This window comes from Streptomyces sp. NPDC053432 (assembly GCF_055585365.1).
Window position 1 is genome coordinate 69173 of sequence record NZ_JBVJKF010000021.1, and the last position, 14140, is coordinate 83312.

The 14140-nt window shown below is 71.9% G+C and carries 12 protein-coding genes; 11 read left to right on the forward strand and 1 reads right to left on the reverse strand.

Annotated elements, in window-relative coordinates; genetic code table 11:
• Positions 1–40: 40 nt before the first annotated feature.
• The 6 genes from ACZ6Y1_RS28900 (at position 41) to ACZ6Y1_RS28925 (ending at position 6312) form a co-directional block, all read left to right on the forward strand.
• Positions 41–364 carry an integration host factor gene (locus ACZ6Y1_RS28900; protein ID WP_030008746.1) on the forward strand — a complete coding sequence of 108 codons (324 nt, stop codon included), beginning with the start codon at positions 41–43 and terminating at the stop codon, positions 362–364.
• Between the two features lie 61 nt (positions 365–425).
• Complete coding sequence (gene gmk, locus ACZ6Y1_RS28905) at positions 426–989, forward strand: guanylate kinase (RefSeq protein WP_376662360.1); 564 nt, start codon at positions 426–428, stop codon at positions 987–989.
• 28 nt (positions 990–1017) lie between these two features.
• Positions 1018–1290, forward strand: coding sequence for a DNA-directed RNA polymerase subunit omega (gene rpoZ, locus ACZ6Y1_RS28910; protein ID WP_004948662.1), 273 nt, complete (start codon positions 1018–1020; stop codon positions 1288–1290).
• 106 nt (positions 1291–1396) lie between these two features.
• Positions 1397–2614 carry a bifunctional phosphopantothenoylcysteine decarboxylase/phosphopantothenate--cysteine ligase CoaBC gene (gene coaBC / locus ACZ6Y1_RS28915; RefSeq protein ID WP_469636167.1) on the forward strand — a complete coding sequence of 406 codons (1218 nt, stop codon included), beginning with the start codon at positions 1397–1399 and terminating at the stop codon, positions 2612–2614.
• A gap of 195 nt (positions 2615–2809) precedes the next feature.
• Positions 2810–4018, forward strand: a complete 1209-nt coding sequence (metK, locus tag ACZ6Y1_RS28920; protein ID WP_469636170.1) for a methionine adenosyltransferase — start codon at positions 2810–2812, stop codon at positions 4016–4018.
• Between the two features lie 173 nt (positions 4019–4191).
• A complete protein-coding gene (locus ACZ6Y1_RS28925; protein WP_469636173.1) occupies positions 4192–6312 on the forward strand; it encodes a primosomal protein N' in 2121 nt (706 codons plus the stop codon).
• Between the two features lie 620 nt (positions 6313–6932).
• Here the strand turns inward: ACZ6Y1_RS28925 and ACZ6Y1_RS28930 are convergent.
• Positions 6933–7433 carry a hypothetical protein gene (locus ACZ6Y1_RS28930; protein ID WP_469636175.1) on the reverse strand — a complete coding sequence of 167 codons (501 nt, stop codon included), beginning with the start codon at positions 7431–7433 and terminating at the stop codon, positions 6933–6935.
• 364 nt (positions 7434–7797) lie between these two features.
• Here ACZ6Y1_RS28930 and fmt point away from each other — a divergent pair, with 364 nt between their 5' ends.
• The 5 genes from fmt (at position 7798) to ACZ6Y1_RS28955 (ending at position 13772) form a co-directional block, all read left to right on the forward strand.
• Positions 7798–8742, forward strand: coding sequence for a methionyl-tRNA formyltransferase (gene fmt, locus ACZ6Y1_RS28935; RefSeq protein ID WP_469636361.1), 945 nt, complete (start codon positions 7798–7800; stop codon positions 8740–8742).
• Between the two features lie 194 nt (positions 8743–8936).
• Positions 8937–10403 (forward strand): RsmB/NOP family class I SAM-dependent RNA methyltransferase, encoded by a 1467-nt coding sequence (locus ACZ6Y1_RS28940; protein WP_469636180.1) that lies wholly within the window; start codon positions 8937–8939, stop codon positions 10401–10403.
• 260 nt (positions 10404–10663) lie between these two features.
• A complete protein-coding gene (locus ACZ6Y1_RS28945) occupies positions 10664–11047 on the forward strand; it encodes a DUF6507 family protein (RefSeq protein ID WP_469636183.1) in 384 nt (127 codons plus the stop codon).
• The gene (locus ACZ6Y1_RS28950) at positions 11044–13332 is read left to right on the forward strand and encodes an EndoU domain-containing protein (protein WP_469636186.1); all 2289 of its coding nucleotides are present in this window, start codon (positions 11044–11046) and stop codon (positions 13330–13332) included. The genes ACZ6Y1_RS28945 and ACZ6Y1_RS28950 overlap by 4 nt, the downstream gene beginning before the upstream one ends.
• Before the next feature lie 20 nt (positions 13333–13352).
• Positions 13353–13772 carry a hypothetical protein gene (locus ACZ6Y1_RS28955; protein WP_469636189.1) on the forward strand — a complete coding sequence of 140 codons (420 nt, stop codon included), beginning with the start codon at positions 13353–13355 and terminating at the stop codon, positions 13770–13772.
• Positions 13773–14140: the final 368 nt, after the last annotated feature.

Sequence of the window (14140 nt, forward strand, 5' to 3'; positions counted from 1 at the left end):
GGTCCGTATCCGACAGTTCGACATCCGAGGTGACGTAGGCGTGGCTCTTCCGCCCCTTACCCCTGAACAGCGCGCAGCCGCGCTCGAAAAGGCCGCCGCGGCTCGCCGGGAGCGGGCCGAGGTCAAGAATCGACTCAAGCACTCCGGCGCCTCCCTCCAGGAGGTCATCAAGACGGGGCAGGAGAACGACGTCATCGGCAAGATGAAGGTCTCCGCCCTGCTGGAGTCCCTGCCCGGCGTGGGCAAGGTCCGCGCCAAGCAGATCATGGAGCGCCTCGGCATCTCCGAATCCCGGCGTGTCCGAGGTCTCGGCTCCAACCAGATCGCCTCTCTGGAGCGCGAGTTCGGCAGCACCGGCGCCTGAGGCGTCGACTGAAGTTCTCCCGGCGTTCTCAGGCAGTCCCGAGAACCTGGATAATCGCTCTATGGCAGCAGAGGTTCGTCCGCGGCTGACCGTGCTCTCCGGCCCTTCGGGGGTCGGCAAGAGCACGGTCGTCGCGCATATGCGCAAGGTCCACCCCGAGGTCTGGCTCTCGGTGTCGGCCACCACCCGCAAGCCGCGGCCCGGTGAGCGACACGGAGTCCAGTACTTCTTCGTCAACGACGACGAGTTCGACAAGCTGATCGCCAACGGCGAGCTGCTGGAGTGGGCCGAGTTCGCGGGCAACCGCTACGGCACTCCCCGCGGCGCGGTGCTGGAACGCCTGGACAACGGCGAGCCGGTACTGCTGGAGATCGACCTCCAGGGCGCACGGCTCGTCCGCGAGTCGATGCCCGAAGCCCAGCTGGTCTTCCTGGCCCCGCCGAGCTGGGACGAGCTGGTCCGCCGGCTCACCGGCCGGGGCACCGAATCGCCCGAGGTGATCGAGCGCCGACTCGACACCGCCAAGATCGAACTGGCTGCCGAGTCCGAGTTCGACACCACCCTGGTCAACACCTCCGTCGAGGACGTGGCGCGTGAGCTGCTAGCCTTGATGGAAGTTGTCTGATCTTTTATCCATCTTCGGAAGGTAGAGCGTGTCCTCTTCCATCACCGCGCCCGAGGGCATCATCAACCCGCCGATCGACGAGCTGCTCGAGGCCACGGACTCGAAGTACAGCCTCGTGATCTACGCGGCCAAGCGGGCGCGTCAGATCAACGCGTACTACTCGCAGCTCGGTGAGGGCCTGCTGGAGTACGTCGGCCCGCTCGTTGACACCCACGTCCACGAGAAGCCGCTCTCGATCGCACTGCGCGAGATCAACGCGGGTCTGCTGACCTCCGAGGCCATCGAGGCCCCGGCCCAGTAAGACGCGACATCATCACCACAGGCCCGGCAGCACGACTGCCGGGCCTGTGGTGTGTCATAGGTACGACGTGTCGTGGGTACCGACGCAACCGATCACGGGAGAAGCAGTGGACAAGCCGAAGGTCGTGCTGGGGGTCAGCGGCGGGATCGCCGCCTACAAGGCGTGCGAGCTGCTGCGCCGGCTGACCGAGTCCGGGCACGACGTGCGCGTGGTGCCCACGGCGGCGTCGCTGAACTTCGTCGGCGAGGCCACCTGGGCCGCCCTGTCGGGGAACCCCGCCTCCACCGAGGTGTGGGAATCCGTCCACGAGGTCCCGCACGTGCGGATCGGACAGGGCGCCGACCTCGTCGTCGTCGCCCCGGCCACCGCCGACATGCTGGCCAAGGCCGCCCACGGGCTCGCGGACGACCTGCTCACCAACACGCTGCTCACCGCCCGCTGCCCGGTGGTCTTCGCCCCCGCCATGCACACCGAGATGTGGGAGCACCCCGCCACCCAGGAGAACGTGGCGACGCTGCGCCGGCGCGGCGCCGTCGTCATCGAGCCCGCCGTCGGCCGGCTCACCGGCAAGGACACCGGCAAGGGCCGGCTGCCCGACCCCGAGGAGATCTTCGAGGTGTGCCGCCAGGTCCTGCGCAGGGGCGGTGCGGCCGAGCGGGACCTGGCCGGCCGCCACGTGGTCATCAGCGCGGGCGGCACCCGGGAGCCGCTCGACCCGGTCCGCTTCCTCGGCAACCGCTCCTCCGGCAAGCAGGGGTACGCGCTCGCCCGCACCGCCGTCGCCCGCGGCGCCCGCGTCACCCTCGTCGCGGCGAACACCGCCCTGGCCGACCCGGCCGGGGTGGACGTCGTACGCGTGGGGACGGCCGTGCAGCTGCGCGAGGCGGTGCTCAAGGCGGCCGCCGACGCCGACGCGGTGGTGATGGCCGCGGCGGTCGCGGACTTCCGGCCCGCCGAGTACGCCGGCGGCAAGATCAAGAAGAAGGACGGGGAGGACCCCGCGCCGGTCGCCCTCGTACGGAACCCCGACGTCCTCGCGGAGATCTCGGCGGACCGGGCCCGCGAGGGGCAGGTCGTGGTGGGTTTCGCCGCCGAGACCGACGACGTCCTCGCCAACGGGCGCGCCAAGCTCCGGCGCAAGGGATGTGATCTTCTCGTCGTCAATGAGGTCGGCGAGGCGAAGACCTTCGGTTCCGAGGAGAACGAGGCGGTTGTCCTGGGTTCCGACGGCTCTGAGCTGCAGGTTCCTTACGGTCCCAAGGAAGCGCTGGCCGAGGTGATTTGGGATCAGGTCGCCGGACGGCTGCGCCGCGGCGCGCCCTGAGCTGATCCCTTCTCCTCACCCCTTCGTTGGGACAGAATGGAGTGCCGCAGCTCACACGGCTCCCATAAGGCGAGACGGGTGGACTGACAGACTGTGGCAACCGATAAACTGCATTCGGAACGTGATCGGGCGCAGCCCCTGGTGTGGTTCCGCCAAATGACTCAGACAGCAGCCGCTGCAAACCCAGGGAGCGTTGTGTCCCGTCGTCTGTTCACCTCGGAGTCTGTGACCGAGGGCCACCCCGACAAGATCGCTGACCAGATCAGCGACACGATCCTCGACGCGCTCCTCACCGAGGACCCGACCTCGCGCGTCGCCGTGGAGACCCTGATCACCACCGGCCTCGTGCACATCGCGGGAGAGGTGACGACGAAGGCCTACGCCCCGATCGCGCAGCTCGTCCGCGAGAAGATCCTGGAGATCGGTTACGACTCCTCGAAGAAGGGCTTCGACGGCGCCTCCTGCGGCGTGTCCGTCTCCATCGGCGCGCAGTCCCCGGACATCGCGCAGGGCGTCGACACCTCCCACGAGACCCGCGTCGAGGGCGACGAGGACGAGCTCGACAAGCAGGGCGCCGGCGACCAGGGCCTGATGTTCGGCTACGCCTGCGACGAGACCCCCGAGCTGATGCCGCTCCCGATCCACCTGGCGCACCGGCTCTCCCGCCGGCTGTCCGAGGTCCGCAAGAACGGGACCATCCCGTACCTGCGTCCCGACGGCAAGACCCAGGTCACCATCGAGTACGACGGTGACAAGGCCGTCCGCCTCGACACCGTGGTCGTCTCCTCGCAGCACGCGTCGGACATCGACCTGGACTCGCTCCTCGCTCCCGACATCCGCGAGTTCGTCGTCGAGCACGTGCTGGCCCAGCTGATCGAGGACGGCATCAAGCTCGACACCGAGGGCTACCGCCTGCTGGTCAACCCGACCGGGCGCTTCGAGATCGGCGGCCCGATGGGCGACGCCGGCCTCACCGGTCGCAAGATCATCATCGACACGTACGGCGGCATGGCCCGCCACGGCGGCGGCGCCTTCTCCGGCAAGGACCCGTCGAAGGTCGACCGTTCCGCCGCCTACGCGATGCGCTGGGTCGCGAAGAACGTGGTCGCCGCCGGTCTCGCCTCGCGCTGCGAGGTCCAGGTCGCGTACGCCATCGGCAAGGCCGAGCCCGTCGGCCTGTTCGTCGAGACCTTCGGCACCGCCAAGGTGGAGGTCCAGAAGATCGAGGAAGCGATCTCCGAGGTCTTCGACCTGCGTCCGGCCGCGATCATCCGCGACCTGGACCTGCTCCGCCCGATCTACGCCCAGACCGCCGCCTACGGCCACTTCGGCCGCGAGCTGCCGGACTTCACCTGGGAGCGCACCGACCGCGTCGACGCGCTGCGCGCCGCCGCCGGTCTGTAAGCGGCACACTCCGCTCCACGTACCACCCCGGACCCGCTGGGTCCGGGGCGGTACTGCGTTGCGGGCCCTGTACGGCGCCCGCACGGTCTGCTCCCGCACGGCCTGCTCCCGCCCGGACCCCCAGGGAGGGCGAGGGCGCCGGATTGTCGGTGCCCTTTGGTAAGAATGCTGCTGTGAGCAGCGAGAACGAACCCGTCGCAGACGGCCCGGGCGGCCCGCCGGAACAGCTCGCGCTCATCCGCGAGATGGTCGCCGAGGCGAAGGCCAAGGCACCCAAGGCCAAGCCGCGCACCTGGCGCGGGGCCGCGCTCGCCGAGGAACTGCCCGTGGCCCGCGTCCTGGTGAACAAGGGCGTGCTCCACCTCGACCGGCTCTTCGACTACGCGGTCCCCGCTGAGCTCGCCGAGGCCGCACAGCCCGGTGTCCGCGTCCGGGTCCGGTTCGGCGCGGGCTCCCACCGGGTCCACGGCGGCCGCCGGGAGGGCGGCGGACTCATCGACGGCTTCATCGTCGAGCGGCGCGCCGAGTCCGACTACGACGGGGCCCTGGCCGCCCTCGCCCAGGTGGTCTCGCCCGAGATCGTCCTCGGCCCGCGCCTGCTCGCGCTCGCCCGGGCCGTCGCCGACCGGTACGCCGGCAGCCTGGCCGACGTCCTCCAGCTCGCGGTGCCCGCGCGCAGCGCCCGCGCCGAGGCCAAGCCCTCCCCGGATCCGCTGCCCCCGCCCCCGGCGCCCGAGACAGGGGGCTGGCAGAGCTACGCGTCGGGCCCCGCCTTCCTGCGCGCCCTCGCCACCGGCGGCGCCCCCCGCGCCGTGTGGACCGCGCTGCCCGGCCCCGGCTGGGCCGACGAGCTGGCCCGGGCCATGGCCGCCGCACTGGCCTCCGGCCGCGGGGCCCTGGCCGTGGTCCCCGACGGCCGGACCGCCGCGCGGGTGGACGCCGCCCTGACCGCCCTGCTCGGCGAGGGACGGCACGCGCTGCTGACCGCCGAGTCCGGGCCCGAGAAGCGCTACCGCCAGTGGCTCGCGGTCAGCCGGGGCTCGGTGCGGGCCGTCGTCGGCACCCGCGCCGCGATGTTCGCACCCGTACGCGACCTCGGGCTGGTGGCGATCTGGGACGACGGGGACTCCAGCCACAGCGACGACCACGCCCCCTTTCCGCACGTACGGGAGGTGCTGGAGCTGCGCGCGGTCAGCGAGGGCTGCGGTTTCCTCGTCGGCGGTACGAGCTGCACGGTGGAGGCCGCCCAGCTCGTCGAGTCCGGCTGGGCCCGGCCGCTGGCGGCCGACCGCGAGACGGTACGGGCCCGGGCGCCCCGGATCCGGACCGTGGGCGACGAACTGCTGGCCCGCGACGAGGCCGCGCGGGCCGCTCGCCTGCCGAGCCTGGCGTGGGAGACCGTACGGGAGGGGCTCAGGGCCGGGCCCGTACTGGTCCAGGTGCCGCGGCGGGGCTACGTGCCCCGGCTGGCCTGCGAACGGTGCCGGACACCGGCCCGCTGCACGGTCTGCGCCGGGCCGCTGGAGGCCCCCGACGAGCGGGAGCTGCACTGCGGGTGGTGCGGGCGGGGCGAACCGTCCTGGCACTGCGAGGAATGCGGCTCCTTCCGGCTGCGGGCCCAGGTGGTGGGCGCGCGGCGCACGGCCGAGGAACTGGGGCGGGCCTTCCCGGCCGTCGCCGTACGGACCTCCGGGCGCGACCACGTCCTGGACGAGGTGCCGGACCGGCCCGCGCTGGTGGTGTCCACGCCGGGGGCCGAGCCGGTGGCGGCGGGCGCCGGGTACGCGGCGGCGCTCCTGCTCGACGGCTGGGCCATGCTGACCCGGCCCGACCTGCGGGCCGGGGAGGACGCGCTGCGGCGCTGGATCGCGGCGGCGTCGCTGGTCCGGAGCGACGGGCAGGTTGTGGTGGTCGCCGAGCCGACGCTGCGGCCGGTGCAGGCGCTGGTGCGGTGGGACCCGGTGGGCCATGCGGTGCGGGAGCTCGCGGAGCGGGCGCAGCTCGGGTTCCCGCCGGTGTCGCGGATGGCGGCGGTCGCCGGGCGGGGGGAGGCCGTGGAGGCCTTCCTGGCCGAGGCGGGGCTGCCGGCGGACGCGGAGGTCCTGGGGCCGGTGCCGGTGCCGGGGCGGCGGGGAGAGCGGTCGCCGGGGGAGCGGGCGCTGGTCCGGGTGCCGCCGGGCAGTGGCGCGGCGCTGGCTGCCGCGCTGAAGGCGGCGCAGGCGGTGCGGATGGCGCGGGGGGTTCCCGCGGGGGATGCGGTGCGGGTGCGGATCGATCCGCCGGACATCGGCTGACGCGGGCGGTGCCCGGGCTCCTGGCCTGCCGTTGGTGGCCGCTGCCGTGGCGGCGCCAGGGGCGCTGCCGGGGTGTTGCCGGCTGCCGCGTGCGGCTGGTCGGTGCGGGCCAGGGTGCCGCTGCGCGGGGCTGGTCCCCTCCCCGCCCTTCCCCCGTTCCCCGGGCTCCGCCCGGACCCGGTCCTCAAACGCCGGACGGGCTGGAAGGCTCGGGGCTCCGCCCGGACCCCGGTCCTCAAACGCCGGACGGGCTGGAAGGCGGGGCTCCGCCCGGACCCCGGTCCTCAAACGCCGGACGGGCTGTAGGGCCGGCGGGTGGGGCGGGAAGTCAGCCCGCGCGGCGTTTGAGCGCGCGGGCGCGGAGCGGCCGTATCGGGGTTCGGGGCGGAGCCCCGGGGGTTCAGCCTCGCCGGCGTTTGAGGCGCGGGTTCGGGCAGCGCCCGGGGAACGGGGGAAGGGCGGGTAGGGGAGAGGCCCCCGCAGGGAACGACCCCGGCGGGCGTGGGGGGCGCGCGCCGGGGTCGGAGGGGTCGGCTGCGGCCGTCGGGGGTCGGCGTCCCGGCGGTCAGCGGCTGCGGGCCCGGCCGGCGGTGAGCCGTAGGCGGGGGCCCGGGAGGGGGTCAGCCGTTGCGGGGGCCCGGGAAGGCCGGGGAGCCCTCGCGCAGCGGCTGCGGCGGGACCGAGCGGGCCGCGGGGATCGTGGGCAGCGGCCCCAGGGTCCGGGTCGTCGTCCCCTCGGCCAGCGGCTCCGCGGCCGCGGCCTCCGCGCTCTGCGCGCGCCGCGCGCCGTACCGGCGGTGCACGGCCTGCTTCGTGACGCCCAGCGCCGAACCGACCGCGTCCCAGGAGAAGCCGAGCGAGCGGTCGAAGTCCACCGCGGCGGTGACCAGCGTCTCGACGCTGTCCCGCAGCTCCTGCGCGAGGCGGACGGTCGGCGCGGGCGCCCGGCCGTAGACGACGAATCCCGTGGAGGGGCCGGAGCGGCGCGGGCGGTAGACGTTGCCGAGCTGGGCGGTCAGCGTACGCAGAGCATCCACCTGGCGGCGAACCCGCTCGATGTCCCGCACCAGCAGGTGCAGGCTGGCCCGGGCTTGGGCGTCGTGGGTGGCGTGGTCGGCCATGAAGAAGCCTCTCGAACCGGTGCTGAAGGGCGGATCGGGCCGCAGACACCGTTCGCGAAGCGGCCCGTACTGGTCAATCTCCTTTGACCAACGCGCCACCCGTCGACCAGGTCACGCTGTGGGGGCGTGTCGGCATATGCGAGAGGCGCGCGCGTGTACGTACGCCCCCCGCCACGCTCCTGGAAGGCGGCTGATCGGCCTGTGGTAGTTTCGACACGCCCTGTAAGGGGTCGGTTCGGGCTGGACCGCAGCCTTCCGGCTGGAAGCTCGCCGCGCGAGCGGGGGGCGGAGTCACGGACTGGTGCGCTGCCGGCAGCCCTCGTGGCCGCCTACGGACAAGCTCCAGAAATGAGGTATGACCCCGGTGAAGCTCGTCTTCGCAGGCACTCCTGAGGTCGCCGTGCCGGCCCTGGACGCCCTGATCGCCTCCGGGCGGCACGAGGTCGCCGCCGTCATCACCCGGCCCGACGCCCCCGCCGGCCGCGGACGGCGGCTCGTCGCCAGCCCCGTCGCCGAGCGCGCCGAGGAGGCCGGGATCGAGGTCCTCAAGCCGGTCCGGCCGCGCGACCCCGAGTTCCAGGCCCGGCTGCGCGAGATCGCCCCGGACTGCTGCCCGGTCGTCGCCTACGGGGCGCTGATCCCGAAGAGCGCCCTCGACATCCCGAAGCACGGGTGGGTCAACCTGCACTTCTCCCTGCTGCCGGCCTGGCGCGGAGCCGCGCCCGTGCAGCACTCGATCATGGCGGGGGACCAGGTCACCGGCGCCTCCACGTTCCTGATCGAGGAGGGACTGGACTCCGGCCCGGTCTACGGGATCCTCACCGAGGAGATCCGCCCGACCGACACCAGCGGCGACCTGCTGACCCGCCTGGCCTTCGCCGGCAGCGGGCTGCTGGCCGCCACCATGGACGGCATCGAGGACGGCACCCTGCGCGCCGTCGACCAGCCCGCCGACGGGATCTCCCTCGCCCCGAAGATCACCGTGGAGGACGCCCGGATCGACTGGACGGCCCCCGCGATGCGCGCCGACCGGGTGGTGCGCGGCTGCACCCCGGCGCCGGGCGCGTGGACCGTGTTCCGCGGGGAGCGGCTCAAGGTGATCTCCCTGGGCCTGGTGACCGACCGCACCGACCTGGAGCCCGGCGAGCTCGCCCCGGCCAAGAACAACGTCTACGCCGGCACCGGCTCGCATGCCGTGGAGCTGCTGTGGGTGCAGCCCCAGGGCAAGAAGCCGATGCGGGGCGCCGACTGGGCCCGCGGGGTGCGGATCGCGCCCGGCGAGCGGCTGGGCGGGACCGACGTAGGCTGAGTCCAGCCGGGATTCGCCTGCGGGCCTCCCCGGCCGTGCCGTCCTGCAGCGGCCGTCCCGCCCGCGGACGGCGCACCACCGACGGGACACCGCGCGGCCGCGCGGTGTCCCGCTCCGCATTCCGACCGTCCTGCGGCCCGGCAGGGCCCACCGCACCTCATACCAGCGCCTCGTACCTCCGGAGTACCTTTCACGTGAGCGAGAAGTCCCCCCAGCCCCGTCGCAGCAACGCCGCAGGCGCCCGGCAGGCCAAGCCCTACCGGCGGCCCCAGAAGGACCCGGTACGGATGCTGGCCTTCGAGGTGCTGAGGGCAGTGGACGAGCGCGACGCGTACGCCAACCTCGTGCTGCCGCCGCTGCTGCGCAAGGCCCGCCAGGACGAGAACTTCCAGGCCCGGGACGCGGCGCTGGCCACCGAGCTCGTGTACGGGACGCTGCGCCGCCAGGGCACGTACGACGCCGTGATCAAGGCGTGCATCGACCGCCCGCTGCGGGAGGTCGACCCGCCGGTACTGGACGTGCTCTCGCTCGGCGCGCACCAGCTGCTGGGTACCCGCATCCCCACGCACGCGGCCGTCTCGGCCAGCGTCGAGCTGGCCCGGGTGGTGCTCGGCGACGGCCGGGCGAAGTTCGTCAACGCGGTGCTGCGGAAGATCGCCGCGCACGACCTGGAGGGGTGGCTGGAGATCGTCGCCCCGCCGTACGAAGAGGACGCCGAGGAGCACCTCGCGATCTACCACTCGCATCCGCGCTGGGTCGTGAGCGCGCTGTGGGACGCCCTGGGCGGCGGCCGCGCCGGGATCGAGGACCTCCTGGAGGCCGACAACGAGCGGCCCGAGGTGACGCTGGTCGCGCGCCCCGGCCGGTCCACGCCGGAGGAACTGCTGGAAGCGCTCGGCGAGGACTCCGCGCTGCCGGGACGCTGGTCCCCGTACGCGGTACGGATGGCCGAGGGCGGCGAGCCGGGCGCGCTGGACGCCGTGCGCGACGGGCGCGCCGGTGTCCAGGACGAGGGCAGCCAGCTCGTGGCGACGGCCCTGGCGTCCGTGCCGGTCGAGGGCCGCGACGAGCGCTGGCTCGACGGCTGCGCGGGCCCCGGCGGCAAGGCGGCGCTGCTCGCGGCGCTGGCCGCGCAGCGCGGGGCGTTCCTGCTGGCCTCCGAGAAGCAGCCGCACCGGGCGCGGCTGGTCGAGAAGGCCCTCGCGGGCAATCCCGGCCCGTACCAGGTGATCGCCGCCGACGGAACCCGGCCCCCGTGGCGGCCGGGCTCCTTCGACCGGGTGCTGATGGACGTGCCGTGCAGCGGCCTCGGCGCGCTGCGCCGCCGTCCGGAGGCCCGCTGGCGCCGGCGGCCACAGGACCTGGAGGGCTTCGCGCCGCTCCAGCGGGCGCTGCTGCGGGAGGCGCTGTCCGCGGTGCGGGTCGGCGGCGTGGTCGGCTACGCGACCTGCTCCCCGCACCTGGCGGAGACCCGGATCGTGGTGGACGACGTACTGAAGGGGCGGGGCGCGGGCGCCTCGCCGGTCGCCGCCGAACTCGTCGACGCGCGCCCGTTCATGGAGGGCGTCCCGGCCCTGGGCGACGGCCCGGACGTCCAGCTGTGGCCACACCTGCACGGCACGGACGCGATGTACCTGGCACTGCTGCGCCGCACTGCCTGAACCCGGTCGGCCCCACGTTCAGCAAGCCCCCGCGACGGACGCGTCGTCGCGGGGGCTTCGCTGTGGGGCCGGACCGGCCCGGGCTCACATGGCGGAAGGACCGACGGGCGCGATCGCCGTCGGCGCCGCGGAGACCGTCGCTCAGCAACAGCAGCCGGAATGTGCCCCTGATTCACTTTGCAGACCACAACGCCCGGTTGATAGGAATGGATCATCCTTGCGGGGTTGGGGCATTGTGCTGGACGGGAGACGGGGACAACGTGTCTGCGTGGGACATCAAGCCGGACGGCGTTGCAGGTGTGCTGAGCAAGACCGCCGACGCAGGCGGCAAATTCGAGGAAGAGTTCACGTCGTACAGCGATGGCCTGGTCGGCGCCGCGACGTGGGCGGGAACGATGGTGCTTGGCGGGATCGAGCTGCCCAAGGAGGGTGCGTTCGGCCCCGTGGCCCAGGCATTGCTCGAGTTTCAGCAGCGAACGGAAGACGAACTGAAGTTCCTTCCCGTCCGGACGGGAAAGTCCATCACGGGTGCCCGCCTGGCCACTGAGGAGTACGTCAAGGGTGACCTGCAGATGGCCAAGAACAAGCAGGAGGAGTACTCCAAGGCTCCTACCGCGGAAGAGTTGAAAGGTCCCAAGAAGTGATCGACGTCGGGAAGATACCCACCTTCACCGGCAACCTGGAGACCTTGGAGACACACGCGGCCGCGCTCAAGGCGACCGCCTCCAATATCCGCGACACCGGCAGGGACGTACACAATGCCTTTCAGGCGTTGGATCCGGTCTACGACGCCCCCGAGCAGGAGGAGTTGCTCGACTCGACGATTCCCGTGCGGGACAAGGCGGACGCGTTCGCGACGAAGCTGGAGTCCGTCAGCGGTGCTCTGACGAATTTCGCCACGACCGCCAGACCGCTGGTTGCCAAGATGAAGCAACTCCGCGCGGACGCACAGAAGTTCGTCACGGACAACAAGGACGACGAGGACTGGCAGCAGGACCAGGGCAAGATCGACGAAAATGCGCGTCTTGTCCGCGAGGTCGGCGTGACGTGGGTGGCGTTTCAGGGCGTCGAGCGCGACGCGGCCAACAAGATCACCACCCTGGTGGGAGGCACGCACTTCGGCGTCGACGACGGCTCGCACAAAGCCGGCATGTACGGCTTCAGGGAGAGCGATGTCAAGGACGCCAAGGAGACGCCTTGGGGGACGGCCGACGAGCGCGAGTACACAGGCCTGCGGGCCGCGTGGGAGTGGACGAAGGACAACGTCGGCGGCGGCCTGAAGGGCTTCTTCGTCGACGGTGTCTGGGGCACCCTCAAGGGTCTCGGCCACATGGTCAACGTTTTCGACATGGACACCTTCAAGAAGACCTGGTCGGGTATCGGCGACGTCTTCGCCGGTGTCAGCGGCTACATCATCACGCCCTACGACTGGGCGATGGACAAGATGTTCGGCCCGGTCGACCACAGCGACCGGGAGAAGAGCAAGGCCGCCCTGCGCAACTTCGGCAAGTCGCTGGTCGCGTGGGACGAGTGGGACAAGGATCCGGCGCGGGCGGGGGGGACCGTCCTGTTCAACGTCCTGACCCTCGGCGCAGGATCGTTCCTCCGGCTGGGCAAGGTCGGAAAGCTGGGCGTGGGTGCGGAGATCGCGACTGGGGTGGGCAAGGTGGGCGTGCTCGTCGACCCGATGAGCTACCTCGGCAAGGCCGCGAACATCACCAAGATCAAAGTCGGCGACTTCATGGAGGGCCTGAAGGCGAGCAGAGCGGGCGTCGACGACATGGCCCGCAACATGCCCGGTGGAACCTCTCCGCACCCGGCTGGCACGACCGGACCCCCCGCCGGCGCCGGTGACAGAACGCCGCCCGGTCACGAGTACGTCGACGCGCAGGGCCGCAAGCGCGTCATCGGCCACGACGGCGTCATCCGCGACGAGCACGGCAACGTCGTCCCCGACACCGAACCCGTCAGGGAGCCCCACAAGGACGACCTGCCCAACACCCACGAGCCCGCCCCGGCCAGGGAACGCGTCCTCGAAGGCGCGGGCGGCCCCGGCCAAATGGAGAACTCCACGGGCCGCCCGACGAATCCGACCCGCCCCGTCGGCGGATCCCACGCGCCGGGCGGGCACGCCGGGGAACCCCCGACCGCGCATGTCCCGTCCCACGGCAGCGGGCCCGGCTCCTCCGGCGCCGGACCCGGCACACCGCACAGGGATGCCGAGGGTGGCCGGGGCGCCACCGGCGGCGGCTCCGGGGCGGGGCTCGGCGGCGACGGCCCGTTCGGCGGCGGCCACGGCACCGGTCAGCACGAGCCTGCGGGTCTCGGCTCTGGTTCCGGTCACGCCGGCGATGCCCATGACCCGGCGGGTCACGGTGACCCGGCCCACGACCCCGCCGCGGGTCAGCCGGACACGGATCCGGGGTCGAGTAACAGCGGGGACACCACCACTCCTTCCGATGATCCGCCGACGGTGGAGGAGCTTCCTCCGTTGCCGAAGGGCGGCCGAATCCCCGAGCACACCTTCGAGCACGTTCTCCAGGGAGAGCTCAAGTACGATCGCAATGGCAACCCCAAGGTGTCCGGTTACCATTTCCGACCCGGTGGCCGGGATCTCAACCCCTACATGGTGAAGGTCCCCAGGATCATTGAGATCGACCACAAGACGGGACTGACCACGGGCAATGTGTGGATGCGTGATCCGCGCACCGGCGAGATGGTGATGAAGCGAGCCAAGACGACCTTTTTCCCCCCAGGTTGGACGGAAAAGCAGGTCAGGCGCGCCATGGAGAAGTCCTTCGAGAACGGCCGGGTGGTCGACGCCGCCACGAACAAGTGGCGTGGAGACTGGAAGGGCATCACCTTCGAAGGCTATTTCGACCCGATCACCGGTGACGCGAAGACCATTTACCCGCTCATGCCCAAGTAGGCACGAAGGAGAACAGAGCAGTGATCCGCACCAAGTACTACGTCGAGGACGCCTTCGGAGTGCCGTCCTTCTCGGGCCCTGCCGAGCTGAACATCCTGGGGCAGTGGGTCACGGCTGACATCCAACTTTCACCGCTGTCCGTTCTGGAAGCGATCGACCTGGTCGCCGAGGCCAAGGCCGATCCCGGATTCGCGCCGGAGGACCTGGATGGCAATGCTCACACCGTCACCATCAGCCCGCAGGGCGTGAGGGTGGAGAACTATTTCGTCGAGCACGTCCAGGGCGAATACACGCTCGACGACGCGTTCCGCGTACTGGTCGACTTCTGGGACTACTGCTGCGCGGCGAATCCGCAGAAGGCCGAAGCACGTCGCGGCGAGTACGCCCAGGAGCACGGTCGCGATCCGCTCGCCGGAGTTCGCGACCACCTCGGGGCATGAAGACCCTGCCCAGCCGCCCGCCCCGATCGCGATCGGGCGTGGGCGGTCCGGCGGCGGATGTGTGGACGCCCTTGGTGGCTTGGGCAGACGACTCCTCATTGCCGGCCCGAAATGAGTAGCTGACCGGTATCTCCGTGGGGGAGTTCTCCGGTGAGCGAAAGCAGGTACTGCGGCGGATCGTCACCGAAATCGGGGCGGAGCCACTTGTTCGCAGCGAAGCCGACCGACGGAGGAGGGTTCTCCTAGGACAACACGTTCCCGTAGTTCGCGGGCGCGGGCGCCGAGCAGGACCTGACACCCTGCGGCTGGACGGCCCCGCGCCATGGTGCGCCTCGCCAACAGTTGTTCGACAGACAAACCCTCAAGGT